This is a genomic window from Methylobacterium gregans, from assembly GCF_022179245.1.
In the GTDB taxonomy this organism is placed as follows: domain Bacteria; phylum Pseudomonadota; class Alphaproteobacteria; order Rhizobiales; family Beijerinckiaceae; genus Methylobacterium; species Methylobacterium gregans.
The window spans coordinates 31,500-46,451 of record NZ_BPQM01000045.1 but is presented as its reverse complement, the minus strand read 5'-3'; the positions used below and the strand labels follow the sequence as shown (position 1 = coordinate 46,451).

Sequence of the window (14,952 nt, the reverse complement as noted above, 5' to 3'; positions counted from 1 at the left end):
TCCCGTCCCCCGATGCGTTCTGCACAACGGAAAAGGGCGCCGCCTCCGCGGAGGCAGCGCCCGGACAAACCGCAGGAGCGGCCGTCGGCTTAGTTGAAGGTGTCGATCTCAGCCGACTCGTAGCTGGTGACTTCCATGCCGACGCAAACTTCCTGAACGACGGGGGCAGACCAAGCCATGATATCTCTCCTGTAGGGGATTGGGATTCAGCGCGCGGCCGCTGGAGCGGCCACCGATTCAGTTGAAGGTGTCGATCTCGGCCGACTCGTAGCTGGTGACTTCCATGCCGACGCAGACTTCCTGAACGACGGGGGCAGACCAAGCCATGGCGTTTCTCCTCTGTTGATGGACGAAACATAGGTGATGTGTTGGGCGCAATACAAGCGGGCCCTACACTTATATTTCTCATAGGCTGCCGCGTCAGCGGCGCGTTCCGCCGGGCAGCGCGGCGAACGGACCGGAAAGGTGAAGGATCACAAGGATGTGGTCCGCTGGCGGTGCGAGTTTCGATCGCCGGAGCTTAGATGCGCAGCAGTCCCGGCTTGACGCTGCGACGGAGCGGGCGCAACCGGAGCTGCGCCGGCCGCAGGGCCGGCACTCCTATTCCCTTCAGAGCGATGCAGAGCGACGCCCCAGACCGATCGTTCGTGCCGGACCCGGGCACGCCGCTCCGCCCGTCGCGCCGCTCGCGCAGGGGCTGACGGCGCGGCCGCGTTCGGCCCGCCGCCCGTCCGGGTTCCGTCGCCTCACCCGAGGCGAGGCCCATGAACGAGATCGTCCAACCCATCCGGGTCGAGCCCTCCGTGCTGGCGGCCCGCCTCTCCGACGAACGCGCGCCGGACATCGTCGAGGCGCTGAACGCAGAGGCCCCGGAGGTCGCCGCCGCGATCCTGCTCGGCCTGTCGATCGAGCGGGCCGTCGAGGTGCTGGACCAGCCCGAACTCGCCTGCGCGGCCGACATCATCGAGATGCTGCCCCGCGACCGGGTCGCCGCCTACCTCACGGGCATGTCGGCCGACCGGGTGACGGACGTGTTCCGGGAGATCGAGGAGCCGGGCCGCTCGGACCTGCGCGCCCGGCTCGATGCCGAGACCCGCGGCGCCGTCGACCGGCTCAGCGCCTACGGCGAGGAGACGGTCGGCTCGCTGATGACGACCGAGTTCGTCAGCGTTCCGGCAACCTGGACGGTGGCGCAGGCGCTCGACCACATCCGGCAGGTCGAGCGGACCCGGGAGACCATCTACGCGATCTTCGTGCTCGACCCGCGCACCCGGACGCTCACCAAGGCGGTGCCCCTGCGCCGCCTGATCGTCGGCGATCCCGGTGCCAGCGTGCTCTCGGTCGCCCCGGAGCGGCGCCCGCTCAGCGTGACGCCCACCGCGAGCCGCGAGGAGGCCGCGCGCCTCATCTCCAAATACGACCTGCTGGCCCTGCCGGTGGTCGACGCGGTCGGCCACGTCATCGGCATCGTGACGGTGGACGACATCATCGACGCGATGGTGGCCAAGCAGACGCAGGACGTGCAGCGCTTCGGCGGCATGGAGGCGCTGCCCGAGCCCTACATGGAGATCGGCTTCTTCACGATGATCCGGAAGCGGGCCGGCTGGCTCTGCGCCCTGTTCCTCTCCGAGATGCTGACCGCCTCGGCCATGCAGGGCTTCGAGGGCGAGCTGGAGCGGGCGCTCGTGCTGACGCTGTTCATCCCGCTCATCATGAGCTCGGGCGGCAATTCCGGCTCGCAGGCAACCTCGCTGCTGATCCGCGCGCTCGCGCTCAACCAGATCCGCCTGCGCGACTGGTGGAAGGTGGCGCTGCGCGAGTTGCCGACCGGGCTGGCACTCGGCGCGATCCTGGGCGCGATCGCCGTCGCGCGGATCGCGATCTGGCAGGAGGCCGGGTTCTACGATTATGGCCCGCACTGGGTTCTGGTGGCGGCCACCGTCGGCGCGGCGCTGGTCGGCATCGTCACGTTCGGGTCGCTCGCGGGCTCGATGCTGCCCTTCCTGCTCCAGCGCGTCGGCTTCGACCCGGCGACCGCCTCGGCGCCCTTCGTGGCGACGCTCGTCGACGTCACCGGGCTGGTGATCTACTTCTCGGTAGCGCTGGTGATCCTGCGCGGCACGCTGCTGTGAGGCGCTGCCGCAAGTGGCGCGGCGGATGGTGCGGACGGCGGGACTCGAACCCGCACGGCCTTGCGGCCGCAAGATTTTAAGTCTCGTGCGTCTACCGGTTCCGCCACGTCCGCCCATCGCGACCGGTAGCCGGGCCCTCATTCGAGATCAAGCGGTGTCGGGGGTCCAGCCGTAGAGCCAGGCGTAGCGCTCGCGCATCCCGTCCGGGCCGAGGCGGCGCATCACGAGGTCGCGGGCGAAGGCCGTCAGCGAACCGGCGTGGTAGGTGCGCCCGTTCCGGCGGGCGGCGCGCTGGACGCGGGCGACGCGGCCCGCGCGGGCCGCCCCGTAGTCCGCCAGCGCTTCCGGCACCGGACGGCCGTCGAGGTGGCGGACGAGCACCGCCGCGTCCTCGATCGCGAGGGCGGCGCCCTGCGCCAGGAACGGCAGGACCGGGTGCGCGGCATCGCCCAGGAGCGCCACCCGGCCACGCGCGATCGGCCGCGCGACCGATCGCTCGGCCAGCGACCAGACAAGCCACGAATCGGGCAGGGCCAGGAGTTCGCGCAAAGGGGCCGCGCAGCCGCGGAAATGCGTGCGCAGCACCGCGGGGTCGCCGATCCGGCCCCAATCGGCGTCACCCTGCCGCTCGGGCACGATCGCCACAACGTTGAGGAAGCGCCCGCCCCGGATCGGATAGTGCACGACGTGCCGTCCGGATCCGAGCCAGAGGCCGGTCTCCGCGCCGCCGAGCCCGTCCGGCAGACCCTCGCGCGGGATCACCGCTCGCCAGGCCGCCATGTGGCCGGCCCGGAGGGGCGCGGGGTCGAGATGACCGCGGATGCGCGAGTGGAGGCCGTCCGCGCCGATCACGAGATCGGCCTCGACCGTGTCGACGCGGGCGTCGCTCTCGCAGGTCAGCGCGATCTCATCCGCCCGCTCGGCGAGACCGGTGACGCCGCGCCCGACGAGGAGGCGGATGTTCGGCCGCCCCCGCACCGCGTCGAGGAGCACCGTCTGCAGATCGGCCCGGTGGATCACGTAGTAGGGCGCGCCGTAGCGCTCGCGGGCGGCTGCGCCCAGCGCGACCGCGCCGATCCGGCGCCCGCTGTCGAGCGCCCGGACAGTCACCCCCGGCGGCTCGCTCGCGGCACGCCTGAGCGCGGCACCGAGCCCGAGATCGCCGAGGACCCGGCTCGCGTTCGGCGAGAGCTGGAGCCCGGCCCCGACCTCGCTGAAGCCGGTGCGGCGCTCGATCACCGTCACCCGGTGCCCGGCATCGGCAAGCGCGAGCGCGGCGGTCAGGCCACCGATGCCGGCGCCGACGACGGCAATGTCGAGCGCGGCCATGGCCGGCGCGGACGCGCGCTCAGGCGGCCTTGACGGTGTCGACCTTGGCGCTGTCGTCCCACAGGCAGGCCGGCGGGTCCGATTCGGTCGCCTTCAGGCCGGGACGGTAGCGGTAGAGGGTCGAGCAGTACTGGCAGATGATCTCGTCGTCCGCGCCCATGTCGAGGAAGACGTGCGGGTGGTCGAAGGGCGGCCGCGCGCCGATGCACATGAACTCGCGCGCACCGACCTCGATGACGGGCACCCCGAGGTCGTTGTGGAAGTGCGGAACCGCCTTATCAGCCATCTGCCGCCCTGCTGCTTGTGAGGGCCGCACGGGCGGCCCGATCCGCTGCCGCTTATGGGGGAAGCGCCGCGTCGCGCGCAAGTGCGGGGGCAAGCGTGCCTGCAAACGCGCCCGATACGCCGTGCCGCTTGGCGGAATCCCCCCGTACACCGTACATAGCGGCAGAGAGACGCCGCAGCGCAAGACCCGCCGAATGAACCAGCAAGATCAAGCGACCGCGCAGGGCGCGCGCCGTTCCCCCGAAGCGCCCATCCACGGGCCGGAGGGCTTCGAGGGGATGCGCCGGGCGGGCCGCCTGACGGCCGAGGCCCTCGACCTCCTGATGGAGGCGACGCAGCCCGGCGTCACCACCGAGGCGCTCGACAAGCTCGCCTACGAGTTCGCGATGGACAACGGTGCCTATCCGGCGTCCCTGCTCTATCGCGGCTACCCGAAATCCATCTGCACCTCGATCAACCATGTGGTCTGTCACGGCATACCGAACGACAAGCCGCTGCGCGAGGGCGACATCGTCAACCTCGACATCTGCCTGATCCTCGACGGCTGGCACGGCGATTCGAGCCGCATGGCCTTCGTGGGCGAGGTGCCCCGCAAGGCTGCGCGCCTCAGCGAGATCACCTACGAGGCGCTGATGCGCGGCATCGCGGCGGTGAAGCCCGGCGGCTCGACCAACGATATCGGTCGGGCGATCCAGGACTACGCCGAGGGCGAGCGCTGCACGGTGGTGCGCGATTTCTGCGGCCACGGCCTCGGGCGGACCTACCACGACGCGCCGACCATCCTGCACTACGTCGAGGCCAGCTACGACGTGCCGCTGAAGCCCGGGCAGTTCTTCACCATCGAGCCGATGATCAATCTCGGCCGCCCCGCCGTGAAGGTGCTGGCGGACGGCTGGACAGCGGTCACCCGCGACCGCTCGCTCTCCGCCCAGTTCGAGCACACCGTCGGCGTCACCGAGACGGGCTGCGAGATCTTCACGGTCTCACCCAAGGGTCTGCACCAGCCCAGCAATCCGGGCGCCTGACCCGGTGGCCCGGCGCGGCTCCGTTCCTGGGCGCCTGCGCGACGCGGACGCCTCCGCCGCGGGCTCGGCCGGCGACGAACCGGGGGGGAAGGGCGCGGAGGCGCCGCACTATCACGGCCACCGCGAGCGCCTGCGCACCCGCTTCGTGCAGGCCGGCGCCGACGCGCTTCCGGATTACGAGTTGCTCGAACTGGTCCTGTTCCGGGCCATTCCGCGCCGAGACGTGAAGCCGCTCGCCAAGGCGCTGATCGATCGCTTCGGCAGCTTCGCCGAGGTGGTCAGCGCCGAGCCGGCGCGGCTGGCCGAAGTGGAGGGCGTCAGCCCCGGCGTAATCGTCGATCTCAAGCTGACCGAGGCGGCCGGTCGCCGCCTCGCCCGGGGGGCGGTCCAGGAGCGATCGCTCCTCTCGTCCTGGAGCGCGGTGCTTGATTATTGCCGCACCACCATGGCGTTCTCGGCCCGCGAGGAGTTCCGGATCCTCTTCCTCGACAAGCGCAACCACCTCATCGCCGACGAGGTGCAGGGGCGCGGCACCGTGGACCATACGCCGGTCTACCCCCGCGAGGTGGCGCGGCGGGCGCTGGAACTCTCGGCCTCAGCGATCATCCTGGCGCACAACCACCCCTCGGGCGATCCGAGCCCCTCCGCCGCCGATGTGCGAATGACACGTGAGGTGGTGAATGTGCTCGATCCACTTGGAATCATCGTTCACGACCACATCATTCTTGGACGCACCGGGCATGCCAGTCTGAAAGGGCTGAAGCTGTTCTGAGGTTGTAGCGCGTTCGAGTCCGCGGCCCCCCGCGGATCCTTGGCGTGGCGCGCCTCTTGCCTCTAGCGTGCGGTATCTGGGAGGCAGCGCGATGGCCGGTGTGGCGTTCGACGAGATGACGGGAACCGGGGGATCGGCCGCGACCGCGGCGGACATCCGCCACGCCTACGGACAACTGAAGACCTGGCTCGACACCACGCCCTCCGACCATTTCAACACGCGCCGCAGCCAGGCCGAACTGCTGTTCCGCCGCATCGGCATCACCTTCGCGGTCTACGGCGACAACGATTCGACCGAGCGACTGATTCCGTTCGATATCATTCCGCGCGTGATCACGAAGCCCGAATGGGGTTTCCTGGAACGCGGCCTGAAGCAGCGCGTCACAGCGATCAACGCCTTCCTCAAGGATGTCTACGGTCCGCAGGAATGCATCAAGGCCGGCATCATCCCGGCGGACCTCGTCTACCGCAACGCGCACTACCGCATGGAGATGCGATCGTTCCGGGTGCCGCACGACCTCTACGTCCACATCGCCGGCATCGACATCGTGCGGACCGGCGAGAACGACTTCTTCGTGCTGGAGGACAATGCCCGCATCCCGTCGGGCGTGTCCTACATGCTGGAGAACCGCGAGGTGATGCTGCGGCTGTTCCCGGACCTGTTCTCGCGCCACCGGGTCGCGCCGGTCGAGAACTACCCGGATGCGCTGCTGGCCACTTTGCGCAGCCTCGCACCGGCGACGGCCACGCGCGATCCTACCTGCGTGCTCCTCACGCCCGGCCGCTACAATTCCGCGTTCTACGAACACTCTTTCCTGGCCGACAAGCTCGGCGTCGATCTGGTGGAGGCCTCCGACCTCTTCACCAAGGACGACGTGGTCTACATGCGCACTACGGAGGGACCGCGCCGGATCGATGTGATCTACCGCCGCCTCGACGATGACTTCCTCGACCCGCTCGTGTTCAGACCGGACTCGGTGCTCGGCGTACCGGGCCTGATGAACGCCTACGAGCGCGGAACCGTCACCTTGGCCAACGCGGTGGGCACGGGCGTAGCCGACGACAAGGCGGTCTACAGCTACATGCCGGACATCGTGAAGTTCTTCACCGGCGAGGAGCCGATCCTGCACAACGTGCCGACCTATCGCTGCCGCGAGAAGGAGGCCTTCGCCTACGTCATGGACAACCTGAAGGATCTCGTCGTGAAGGAGGTCAACGGCTCCGGCGGCTACGGCATGCTGGTGGGCCCGCACGCGACCAAGCGCGAGATCGAGGAGTTCGGCCGGCGCCTGCGTCACGCGCCGGACGGCTTCATCGCGCAGCCGACGCTCTCGCTCTCCACCTGCCCGACCTTCGTGGCCTCGGGCGTGGCGCCCCGGCACGTCGATCTCAGACCCTTCGTGCTGTGCGGTGCGGACGAGATCCGCATCGTGCCGGGCGGCCTCACGCGCGTTGCGCTCAAGGAGGGCTCGCTGGTGGTCAATTCCAGCCAGGGCGGCGGTACGAAGGATACCTGGGTGCTGGACGGCTGAAGCGCCCCAACGCGCGACGAGAGAACCCTTCCACGCGACCGAGCCCGAGCGGCCGAACCCAGCGAAGCACCCATGCTGTCCCGCACCGCCGACAACCTGTACTGGCTCTCGCGCTACGTCGAGCGCGCCGAGTTCGTCGCCCGCATCCTCGACGCGGCCCACCGCCTCGCCTCGCTGCCGACGAGCTATGGCGGCGGCGAGACCAACGAGTGGGCCTCGGCGCTCGCCTCCGCGGGCGACGCCGAGACCTTCCGGCTCCACTACGACACCGTCAACAGCCACACCGTCTGCGACTTCCTGGCCTTCAGCCCGAAGAACCCCTCCTCGATCCGCACCTGCATCGAGACGGCGCGCGAGAACGCCCGCTCGGTCCGCACCGCGCTGACCACCGAGATGTGGGACGCGATCAACGGCGCGTGGCTGGAACTGCGCTCCTACGAGGGCCGCGACCTGACGCGGGACGAGTTCTCGCGCTTCCTCGACTGGGTGAAGGGAATCTCGCTGACCTTCGACGGCTCGGCCTATCGCACGATGCTCAGGAACGACGCCTACTGGTTTACGCGGCTCGGCACCGCCATCGAGCGGGCCGACAACACCGCCCGCATCCTCGACGTGAAATACCAGATCCTTCTGCCGGCCAGCGAGAAGATCGGCGGCAGCCTCGACTACTTCCAGTGGACCACGATCCTGCGCGAGGTCTCGGCCTTCAACGCCTATCACTGGGTGTACCGGGAGAGCATCAAGCCACTGCTGGTGGCCGACCTCCTCATCCTCAACCGGCAGATGCCGCGCTCATTCGCCAACTGCTACGGCATGCTGGTGGAGCATCTCGACCTGATCGCCGATGCCTACGGGCGCCGCGGTCCGAGCCAGCGCCTAGCCAGCAACATGCTGGCGCGGCTAGAGGGGGAGGACATCGACCGGATCTTCGTCTCGGGCCTGCACGAGTTCGTGACCGCCTTCATCGGCGAGAACAACCGGGTGGGCCAGGCGATCGCCGAGCAGTACCTGGTCTGACGCCGCCAACCGATAGAAGACCCGCATGCGCCTCTGCGTCGTCCACGAGACCCACTACACATACGAGCAGCCGGCACGCGGCCTGATCCAGGTCCTGCGCATGACCCCGCGCGACCATGACGGACAGTACGTCCGGCGCTGGCGCATCGACACCTCGGTCGACGGGCGGCTCACCGAGCGCGAGGACGGGTTCGGCAACGTCGTCCACTGGTTCACGCCGGACGAGGCCGCCGACGCGCTGACCATCCGAGTCACCGGCGAGGTCGACACGCTGGAGAGCCACGGCATCGTGCGCGGCGCGGTCGAGCGGCTGCCCGACCTGTTCTACCTGCGCGAGACCGATCTCTGCATCGCCAGCCAGGACATCCAGGACTTCGCCGCGAAGGTCCGCGACGCGGGCGAGCGCGCCGCGCTGCCGATGCTCCACCGGTTGCTCGCGGCCGTTCACGAGCGGGTGCGCTTCGAGCGCGGCCCCGCGAGCGCGGCCGTCACGGCCGCCAAGGCCTTCGAGGCCGAGCGCGGCGTCTGCCAGGACCTCGCCCACGTCTTCATCACGGCGGCCCGCCATCTGGAGATCCCGGCCCGCTACGTCTCCGGCTACCGCATGCAGGAAGACGAGGCGGACGGCACGGAGACCCCGCACGGCTGGGCGGAGGCGCTGGTGCCCGATCTCGGCTGGGTCGCCTTCGATCCCGCCCACGGTGCCGGGACCTCAGAGCACTACATTCGTGTGGCGAGCGGGCTCGATTATCTCGGCGCCGCCCCGATCCGCGGCAGCCGCACCGGCGGCGGCACGGAGACGCTGGACGTCACGCTCAAGGTAGCGCAAGCCCAGGCCGCCCGGCAATCCTGACGGTTTCCCCGATTCTCTCCAAGCGTCCGCGCCGACAGCGGGCGAGAAGCTGACCTCTCCATGACCTACTGCGTCGGTTTGCTCGTCGAGGACGGGCTCGTGATGGTGGCCGATACCCGCACCAATGCGGGGCTCGACGACATCTCGACCTACCGCAAGCTGCACCATTTCAACGTGCCCGGCGAGCGCGTGATGATGCTGGCCTCGGCCGGCAACCTCTCGGTCACGCAGTCCGTGCTGAGCCTGCTCTCGGAGGGCGTGCCGGGCGATGACGGCGAGCCGCCGGCGAAACTCGTCGAGGCGCCGACCATGTTCCAGGCGGCTCAGCTCGTCGGCCGGGCGATCCGGCGGGTGCGCAGCATCGAGCGAGCGGGCTTCGAGGCGGCGCAGATCCGCTTCTCGATCTCGCTCCTGTTCGGCGGCCAGATCGGCGACGAGCCGATGCGCCTCTACCTGATCTACTCGGCCGGCAATTTCATCGAGTGCTCGACCGACGCACCCTTCCTGCAGATCGGCGAGCACAAGTACGGCAAGCCGATCCTCGACCGGGCGGTGAAGTACGAGAGCGACCTCTACGACGCCCTAAAGATCGGGCTCGTCTCGATGGACTCGACCATGCGCTCGAATCTCGGCGTCGGCCTGCCCATCGACATCGCGGTGGCGCGTCGCGACGCCCTGGAGTTAGAGGTGAATCACCGGATCGAGGCGGGCGAGACCTACTTCCACGACCTGCGCGAGCGCTGGTCGGCGGCGCTCCGGGCCGCCCACCGGGCGATCCCGCGGCCGCCCTACGGTCCGGCACCGGCCACGAAGTAACCCGCTACCGCCCATCGCCGTCCCGGGTTAGGCTGGCCCGACGCCGCGGGGAATCGGGCGGACGCCGTGCGACGCCTACTCAAATTTCTTCACACGATGGGGGCGATCGGGCTGATGGGTGCGATGGCCGCGCTCCTCGTGCTGCTCGCCCTCGCGCCGCTGCCGCGCACCGCCCTCGACAGCTACGCGCTGATGCGCGGCGCGATGGGCGCGGTCGCGACCTGGATCTTCCTGCCCTCGCTCGCGCTGGTGCTGCTCTCGGGGCTCCTCGCCATCGCGTTCAACCGCGCCTTCCACAACGCGGGCTGGGCGTTCCTCAAGCTCGCCACCGGCATCCTGGTCTTCGAGGGCGGCTTCGTGGGCATTCAGGGACCGATGCAGGAGGAGGCGCGCCGCAGCGCCGCCGCGCTCGCCGGCACGGTCGATCCAGCCACGCTCGCCCAGTCGCTCGGGGCGGAGCGGGGCACGCTCTGGGTGCTGCTCGCGGTGGCCACCGCCAACGTCGTGCTCGGCATCTGGCGGCCGCGGCTCATCCGGCGTGCTGCCAAGCCCTGATCAGGCGGCGCGTCTCGGCGGCCGGGTCGGCGGCGCGCATCGGGGCGCCCATCACCGCGACGGCCACCGCGCCGGCCGCGCGGCAGCCGGCCAGCGTCCCGGATGTCACGCCGCCGAGCGCGACGACGGGCAGCCCGGTGCGGGTGACGGCCTTCCGGATCGCGGCGGGGCCGAGGGCGGGCCCGTAGCCGGGCTTGCTCGCGCTTGCGAAGATCGGGCTCAGCGTCGCGTAATCGACGCCCTCCGCGGCGGCGCGGGCGATCTCGGCGCAGGTATGGGCGGAGACGCCGATCAGCGCGGTCGGCCCGAGGCGCGCGCGCGCCGCGCGGATTTGGTCGAGCCGATCGCCGCCGAGATGCACGCCGTCGGCGCCGAGATCCGCGGCGAGATCGAGGTCGCCGCCGATCGTCAGCGCGGCGTCCGCCGACCACGTCAGGTCGCGCAGCCGGGCGCCCAGGCAACGGCGCTCGCCGGGCTCCATGTCCCGGTCGCGGAACCAGATCCAGCGCGTCCCACCGTCGAGACAGGCCGCCACCGTGTCGACGAGAGGCCGCGCGGAGCCGTGTCGGTCCGTGACGACGAGGAGCGGGCCCGGAAGCCTACGAGCCGACAAGGCCGAGCTGAGGGCTCGACGGCTCCGCCCGGCCCCGGCGGGGGATGCGGCCGGCGAGATGCGCGTCGCGGCCCGCCTCGACCGCGCTGCGCATGGCGCGGGCCATGCGGACCGGGTCGTCGGCCTTCGCCACCGCGGTGTTGATGAGGCAGGCGGAGGCGCCGAGCTCCATCGCGACCACCGCATCGGAGGCCGTGCCGATGCCCGCATCGACCACGACCGGCACCTTGGCGCGGCGACAGATCAGCTCGAGGTTTGCCGGGTTCGCCACCCCCATGCCGGAGCCGATCAGCGATCCCATCGGCATCACGGCGGCGCAGCCGATGTCTTCAAGGCGCTGGCAGACGATCGGGTCGTCGTTGCAATAGGGCAGCACCGTGAAGCCGTCGTCCACGAGGTGGCGGCAGGCCTCGATCAGCTCGGCGACGTCCGGGTAGAGCGTCTCGCGGTCACCGATCACCTCGACCTTGATCCAGGTGGTGTCGAGAGCCTCGCGGGCGAGCTCGGCGGTCATGATCGCATCGCGGGCCGTCTCGCACCCGGCGGTGTTCGGCAGAAAGCGCTTACCCTTCAGAATCTTGACTGTGTCCGAGCCGTGACCCTGGAGCGAGACGCGCCGGATCGAGGCGGTGACGATCTCGGCCCCGCTCGCCTCCACGGCGTCGCGCATGATCGCCTGGCTTGGGTAGCCGGCGGTGCCGATGAACAGGCGGCTCCCCAGCGTGACGCCCGCGATCACCAGGGGGTCGTCCGTCCCGGGCCGCAGCGGGGTCACGGTGTTCTGTGCTTCGCTCATGCTCAGCCTCCCTGCATGGCGCGGACGATCTCGACGCGGTCGCCGTCGCGCACCGGCGTCGCCTCCCAGTCCCGGCGGCGCACGACCCGGCCGTTCAGCGCGATGGCCACGCCCTCCGGGCTCTCGATGCCGGTCTCCTCGGCCTCCGCCCGGAACAGGGCCGCGACCGTCTCGGCCGCGCGCTCGCGCGGCTCGCCGTTGATCAGAATCGTCATGCGATGGCCCGGGCCTCGGTCCGGAAGCGGGCGAGGGTGAAGGGGCGCGCCACTTCGGGAAGCGCGCCGGTGGTGAGGAGGGCAGCCACGGCGTCTGCGGTCGCGGGCGCCAGCAGGTAGCCGTTGCGGTGGTGGCCCGTGGCGGCGACGAGACCGGGGGCCAGGGTGTCGATGATCGGCGCGTCGTCGTCCGAGGTCGGGCGGTAGCCGCTCCACACGGCCTCGACCTCCATCTCCTCGATGCCCGGTAGTACGCGGCGGGCGCCCTCCAAGAGCGCGTAGAGCCCGCCCGCTGTGACGCCCTCGCGAAAACCGCAATCCTCGACCGTCGCGCCGACGATGAGGTGCCCGTCGCCCTTCGGGGCCATGTGCACCTGCTCGGTCCAGACCATGTGGGAGAGCGTGCCCGTCTGCCGCGTGGTGCGGAGCGCCAGCGACTGACCTTTCAGCGGCCGCACCGGCAGGGCGAGGTGGTCGGGCAGCAACCCGGCGGCGCCGCTCCAGGCGCCGCTCGCCAGTACCACCGTTCCGGCCGCGATCGTGCCGCGCTCGGTCACGAGGCCGGTGACGCGAGGACCGCTCCAGTCGAGCCCGGTCGCGGCACAGCCCTCCACCACGACGACGCCGGCTGCCCGGCAGGCCAGCACCAGCGCCCGCATCACCCGGCGCGGATCGACCTGATGATCGAGCGGGCAGAACACGCCCGCGGTAACGGACGGGCGCAGCGTCGGCTCCCGGCGGCGCACCTCCGTGCCGGCGAGCCATTCGGCGGCGACGCCCGAGCGGCGCTGCAACTCGTAGCGGAAGCGCAGGCGCTCGACCTCGTCGCGGCCGATGGCGAGCACGAGCGTGCCCTCCTGGCGGTAGTCGATATCGATGTCTGAGGCCGCCTGAAGCGCGTCGCGAAAACCCGGCCAGCGGGCGAGCGAGTCGAGGGCGAGCGGCAGCAGCAGGTCGGAGCCCGGCTCGTGCTCGGCGGCCGGCGCCAGCATGCCGGTCGCGGCGAGGCTCGCGCCCGCGCCGACCTCCGCACGCTCGACCACCACGACGCTTCGGCCCGCCTGCGCGAGGCGCCACGCGCTGGCGAGGCCGATCAGCCCGCCGCCGACGACCGCGACGTCCGCCCGCTTCGGCAAGCTCCGCGCCACGCCGGCCTCACCGAGGCCGCGGCGCTGTCCGATGGGTGAGGCGGGCCAATGTGCCACACAAGATCTCCGCGTCTGCCCGCAGGGATCGGTGGCCTCTCGCTTCGTTGCGAAGCGCGCGGGCCCGTCATGGGGCCCCGGTCCAATCCCTACGCCGGTATGAGCCGGATCAGGTTCGAAGGATTTCCGCGCCGCAGGCTCATTTCTGAGCGTGCCAGCGGTTTCTCAGCCCCTTGCCGGGGATCTCCCTGGAACAGGCGTGATGTGGACCCGCCGGAGAGCGGGGTCAAGACGGGGGTGTGACAGGATCGGCGGATGATCGGCTGAGGTTGGCCCCCTCGCGAGCGGGGGAAGCGCATACGATGTTGCCTCCATCCCCGCCGTCATCCCGGGGCCGCGAAGCGGAGTCCGGGATCCATGGACACCGAAATGCTTCGTCTGCCGCTACGGTGTTCATGGATTCCGGGCTTGCCTCAGGCGCCGCGAAATGACGGCGAAGACGATCACTCAGCTTACAGCGACCAACCTGCTCGCGGGGGCAGGAAACCGCAAAGCCCGACAGCCTGCGTTGTGTGGGCCTCAAGCCCGCAAACGCTCCAGCACCGCGGCCTTTGCCTTCGGCCTGTACACCGCCATCGTCTCGCTGAACCCGTCGAGCGGGTGTTCTCCGACGAGTTCCGGGTCGCCCCAGAGGAAGTCCACGAAGGGCTTGGACATCAGGAGCGGCTCGCCGAGAAGGCGGTTGAGGCGCGACAATCGGCTGGCGAGGTTCACGTCGCGGCCGATCACCGTGAAGTCGAGCCGCTGGCCAGAGCCGACATTGCCGTAGGCCGCCTCGCCGTGATGGAGCGCGATGCCGGCGGTGACCGGCACGGAGAACAGGTGCAGGGCGTTGGCCTCGTCGAGCGCGGCCAGCGCGGCCTCGGCCGCCGTCAGAGCACCCTTGGCGGCACCGCCGAGATCGTCGCCGGGCTCGCGGAAGATCGCGAGCAGGCCGTCGCCGAGATATTTCAGCACCTCTCCGCCCTCCCGCTCGATCGGCGGCACGAGGCAATCGAAGAACACGTTGAGCAGCTCTACCGCCTCTTCGGGCGTCATGTCGGCTGAGATGCGGGTGTAATCGCGCATGTCGGCGAACAGGATCGCCGAGCGGATGCGCTTCACCTGTCCGCGCCGGATGTCGCCGGACAGGATCGCCCGGTGCGGCTCGTCGCCGACATAGATCCGCAGAACGTGGTCGAGCTGCTTGTTGACGAGACGCATCTCCATAACGGCCGCCAGCGCCGGCATGACGAAGCGCAGGATCGCGATGTCGTCGTCGCGAAAGCCCTCTGGGGAGCGGGTCGCGAAGGTGATGCCGTTGCGGGTGCCGTTGGTGAAGAAGAGTGGCGCCACAACGTAGTGCGTGTAACCGGCCGCCTTCAGCTCTGCGACGATGCTGTAGGGCTCGTCCAGCGGCTCGGTGAGATCGATGAGGAGCCACTCACCGGATTCGTGCACCGTGTAGAACGGGCTCTCGCGGTAGGCCTTCTCGGAGGTCTCGCCGTGCGGGAACAGTCGCACGGTCGTGCCGGCCTCCGGCGTCCAGACCCGCCCGACGCCGGAATATTCCGAGTGCAGGGTGTCGATTGCCGTCGAGGTCCGGTCCACCGGGACGCCGATGCGGTTCAGCCTCTCCGCGAGGCCGGAGAGCAGGTCGTCGGCCTGGGGCAGACGCGCGCCCTCGCTGAGCAGCCAGTCGCGGATGGCCACGCAGGGCTGGAGGGCCCCAAAGGGCACATCGTCCGCCTCCGACCCGTCAGCCAGGGCCGTGGGCGGTACGGGCTGTGGCGGGCGGCGTTCAAGCATAAGGCCAAGGTGGTGGGTCG

17 protein-coding genes, 1 tRNA gene and 1 riboswitch are annotated in these 14,952 nt (G+C 70.2%); of the genes, 8 read left to right on the top strand and 10 right to left on the bottom strand.

Going from position 1 to position 14,952, the window contains the following annotated elements:
* Positions 1-89: 89 nt before the first annotated feature.
* Positions 90-179: a pyrroloquinoline quinone precursor peptide PqqA gene (gene pqqA / locus MFF54_RS10585; RefSeq protein WP_043388520.1), complete on the bottom strand. Its 90-nt coding sequence runs from the start codon at positions 177-179 to the stop codon at positions 90-92.
* Positions 180-237: 58 nt separating this feature from the next.
* Positions 238-327 carry a pyrroloquinoline quinone precursor peptide PqqA gene (pqqA, locus tag MFF54_RS10580; protein ID WP_043388520.1) on the bottom strand — a complete coding sequence of 30 codons (90 nt, stop codon included), beginning with the start codon at positions 325-327 and terminating at the stop codon, positions 238-240.
* A gap of 437 nt (positions 328-764) precedes the next feature.
* Here pqqA (MFF54_RS10580) and mgtE point away from each other — a divergent pair, with 437 nt between their 5' ends.
* Positions 765-2,132, top strand: a complete 1,368-nt coding sequence (gene mgtE, locus MFF54_RS10575) for a magnesium transporter (protein WP_238302711.1) — start codon at positions 765-767, stop codon at positions 2,130-2,132.
* A gap of 26 nt (positions 2,133-2,158) precedes the next feature.
* Here mgtE and MFF54_RS10570 read toward each other — a convergent pair.
* The 3 genes from MFF54_RS10570 to MFF54_RS10560 form a co-directional block, all read right to left on the bottom strand.
* A tRNA-Leu gene (locus MFF54_RS10570) sits at positions 2,159-2,245 on the bottom strand.
* Between the two features lie 34 nt (positions 2,246-2,279).
* A complete protein-coding gene (locus MFF54_RS10565) occupies positions 2,280-3,461 on the bottom strand; it encodes an FAD-dependent oxidoreductase (protein WP_238302710.1) in 1,182 nt (393 codons plus the stop codon).
* Between the two features lie 19 nt (positions 3,462-3,480).
* Positions 3,481-3,747 (bottom strand): zinc-finger domain-containing protein, encoded by a 267-nt coding sequence (locus MFF54_RS10560; RefSeq protein ID WP_238302709.1) that lies wholly within the window; start codon positions 3,745-3,747, stop codon positions 3,481-3,483.
* Positions 3,748-3,940: 193 nt separating this feature from the next.
* Between MFF54_RS10560 and map the strand changes: the two genes are divergently transcribed.
* The 7 genes from map (at position 3,941) to MFF54_RS10525 (ending at position 10,315) form a co-directional block, all read left to right on the top strand.
* Positions 3,941-4,771: a type I methionyl aminopeptidase gene (gene map, locus MFF54_RS10555; RefSeq protein WP_238302708.1), complete on the top strand. Its 831-nt coding sequence runs from the start codon at positions 3,941-3,943 to the stop codon at positions 4,769-4,771.
* A 4-nt stretch (positions 4,772-4,775) separates the two neighbouring features.
* Positions 4,776-5,543 carry a RadC family protein gene (radC, locus tag MFF54_RS10550; protein WP_238302707.1) on the top strand — a complete coding sequence of 256 codons (768 nt, stop codon included), beginning with the start codon at positions 4,776-4,778 and terminating at the stop codon, positions 5,541-5,543.
* A gap of 91 nt (positions 5,544-5,634) precedes the next feature.
* A complete protein-coding gene (locus tag MFF54_RS10545) occupies positions 5,635-7,074 on the top strand; it encodes a circularly permuted type 2 ATP-grasp protein (RefSeq protein WP_238302706.1) in 1,440 nt (479 codons plus the stop codon).
* A 72-nt stretch (positions 7,075-7,146) separates the two neighbouring features.
* Positions 7,147-8,091, top strand: a complete 945-nt coding sequence (locus MFF54_RS10540; protein WP_238302705.1) for an alpha-E domain-containing protein — start codon at positions 7,147-7,149, stop codon at positions 8,089-8,091.
* 25 nt (positions 8,092-8,116) lie between these two features.
* Entirely contained in the window at positions 8,117-8,944 is an 828-nt protein-coding gene (locus MFF54_RS10535) for a transglutaminase family protein (protein ID WP_238302704.1), read from the top strand.
* Positions 8,945-9,004: 60 nt separating this feature from the next.
* The gene (locus MFF54_RS10530) at positions 9,005-9,760 is read left to right on the top strand and encodes a proteasome-type protease (RefSeq protein ID WP_238302703.1); all 756 of its coding nucleotides are present in this window, start codon (positions 9,005-9,007) and stop codon (positions 9,758-9,760) included.
* Between the two features lie 66 nt (positions 9,761-9,826).
* Complete coding sequence (locus MFF54_RS10525) at positions 9,827-10,315, top strand: hypothetical protein (RefSeq protein WP_238302702.1); 489 nt, start codon at positions 9,827-9,829, stop codon at positions 10,313-10,315.
* On the opposite strand, the gene MFF54_RS10520 is transcribed toward MFF54_RS10525, so the two are convergent.
* From MFF54_RS10520 to MFF54_RS10500, 5 genes are all read right to left on the bottom strand, one after another.
* Positions 10,290-10,928, bottom strand: coding sequence for a thiamine phosphate synthase (locus tag MFF54_RS10520; protein ID WP_238302701.1), 639 nt, complete (start codon positions 10,926-10,928; stop codon positions 10,290-10,292). The genes MFF54_RS10525 and MFF54_RS10520 overlap by 26 nt on opposite strands.
* Complete coding sequence (locus tag MFF54_RS10515; RefSeq protein ID WP_238302700.1) at positions 10,915-11,724, bottom strand: thiazole synthase; 810 nt, start codon at positions 11,722-11,724, stop codon at positions 10,915-10,917. Before MFF54_RS10515 ends, MFF54_RS10520 begins: the two co-directional genes overlap by 14 nt.
* A gap of 2 nt (positions 11,725-11,726) precedes the next feature.
* A complete protein-coding gene (gene thiS, locus MFF54_RS10510; RefSeq protein ID WP_238302699.1) occupies positions 11,727-11,939 on the bottom strand; it encodes a sulfur carrier protein ThiS in 213 nt (70 codons plus the stop codon).
* A complete protein-coding gene (gene thiO, locus MFF54_RS10505; protein ID WP_238302698.1) occupies positions 11,936-13,144 on the bottom strand; it encodes a glycine oxidase ThiO in 1,209 nt (402 codons plus the stop codon). Before thiO ends, thiS begins: the two co-directional genes overlap by 4 nt.
* 68 nt (positions 13,145-13,212) lie before the next feature.
* Positions 13,213-13,343: riboswitch (TPP riboswitch) on the bottom strand.
* Positions 13,344-13,663: 320 nt separating this feature from the next.
* Positions 13,664-14,932, bottom strand: coding sequence for an adenylate/guanylate cyclase domain-containing protein (locus tag MFF54_RS10500; RefSeq protein ID WP_238302697.1), 1,269 nt, complete (start codon positions 14,930-14,932; stop codon positions 13,664-13,666).
* Positions 14,933-14,952: the final 20 nt, after the last annotated feature.

Coding starts and splice junctions, on each gene's coding strand:
- pqqA (WP_043388520.1), bottom strand. CDS start 179: ATGGCTTGGTCTGCCCCCGTCGTTCAGGAAGTTTGCGTCGGCATGGAA.
- MFF54_RS10500 (WP_238302697.1), bottom strand. CDS start 14,932: ATGCTTGAACGCCGCCCGCCACAGCCCGTACCGCCCACGGCCCTGGCT.
- pqqA (WP_043388520.1), bottom strand. CDS start 327: ATGGCTTGGTCTGCCCCCGTCGTTCAGGAAGTCTGCGTCGGCATGGAA.
- MFF54_RS10560 (WP_238302709.1), bottom strand. CDS start 3,747: ATGGCTGATAAGGCGGTTCCGCACTTCCACAACGACCTCGGGGTGCCC.
- mgtE (WP_238302711.1), top strand. CDS start 765: ATGAACGAGATCGTCCAACCCATCCGGGTCGAGCCCTCCGTGCTGGCG.
- MFF54_RS10515 (WP_238302700.1), bottom strand. CDS start 11,724: ATGAGCGAAGCACAGAACACCGTGACCCCGCTGCGGCCCGGGACGGAC.
- map (WP_238302708.1), top strand. CDS start 3,941: ATGAACCAGCAAGATCAAGCGACCGCGCAGGGCGCGCGCCGTTCCCCC.
- MFF54_RS10565 (WP_238302710.1), bottom strand. CDS start 3,461: ATGGCCGCGCTCGACATTGCCGTCGTCGGCGCCGGCATCGGTGGCCTG.
- thiS (WP_238302699.1), bottom strand. CDS start 11,939: ATGACGATTCTGATCAACGGCGAGCCGCGCGAGCGCGCGGCCGAGACG.
- MFF54_RS10535 (WP_238302704.1), top strand. CDS start 8,117: ATGCGCCTCTGCGTCGTCCACGAGACCCACTACACATACGAGCAGCCG.
- MFF54_RS10540 (WP_238302705.1), top strand. CDS start 7,147: ATGCTGTCCCGCACCGCCGACAACCTGTACTGGCTCTCGCGCTACGTC.
- MFF54_RS10530 (WP_238302703.1), top strand. CDS start 9,005: ATGACCTACTGCGTCGGTTTGCTCGTCGAGGACGGGCTCGTGATGGTG.
- MFF54_RS10545 (WP_238302706.1), top strand. CDS start 5,635: ATGGCCGGTGTGGCGTTCGACGAGATGACGGGAACCGGGGGATCGGCC.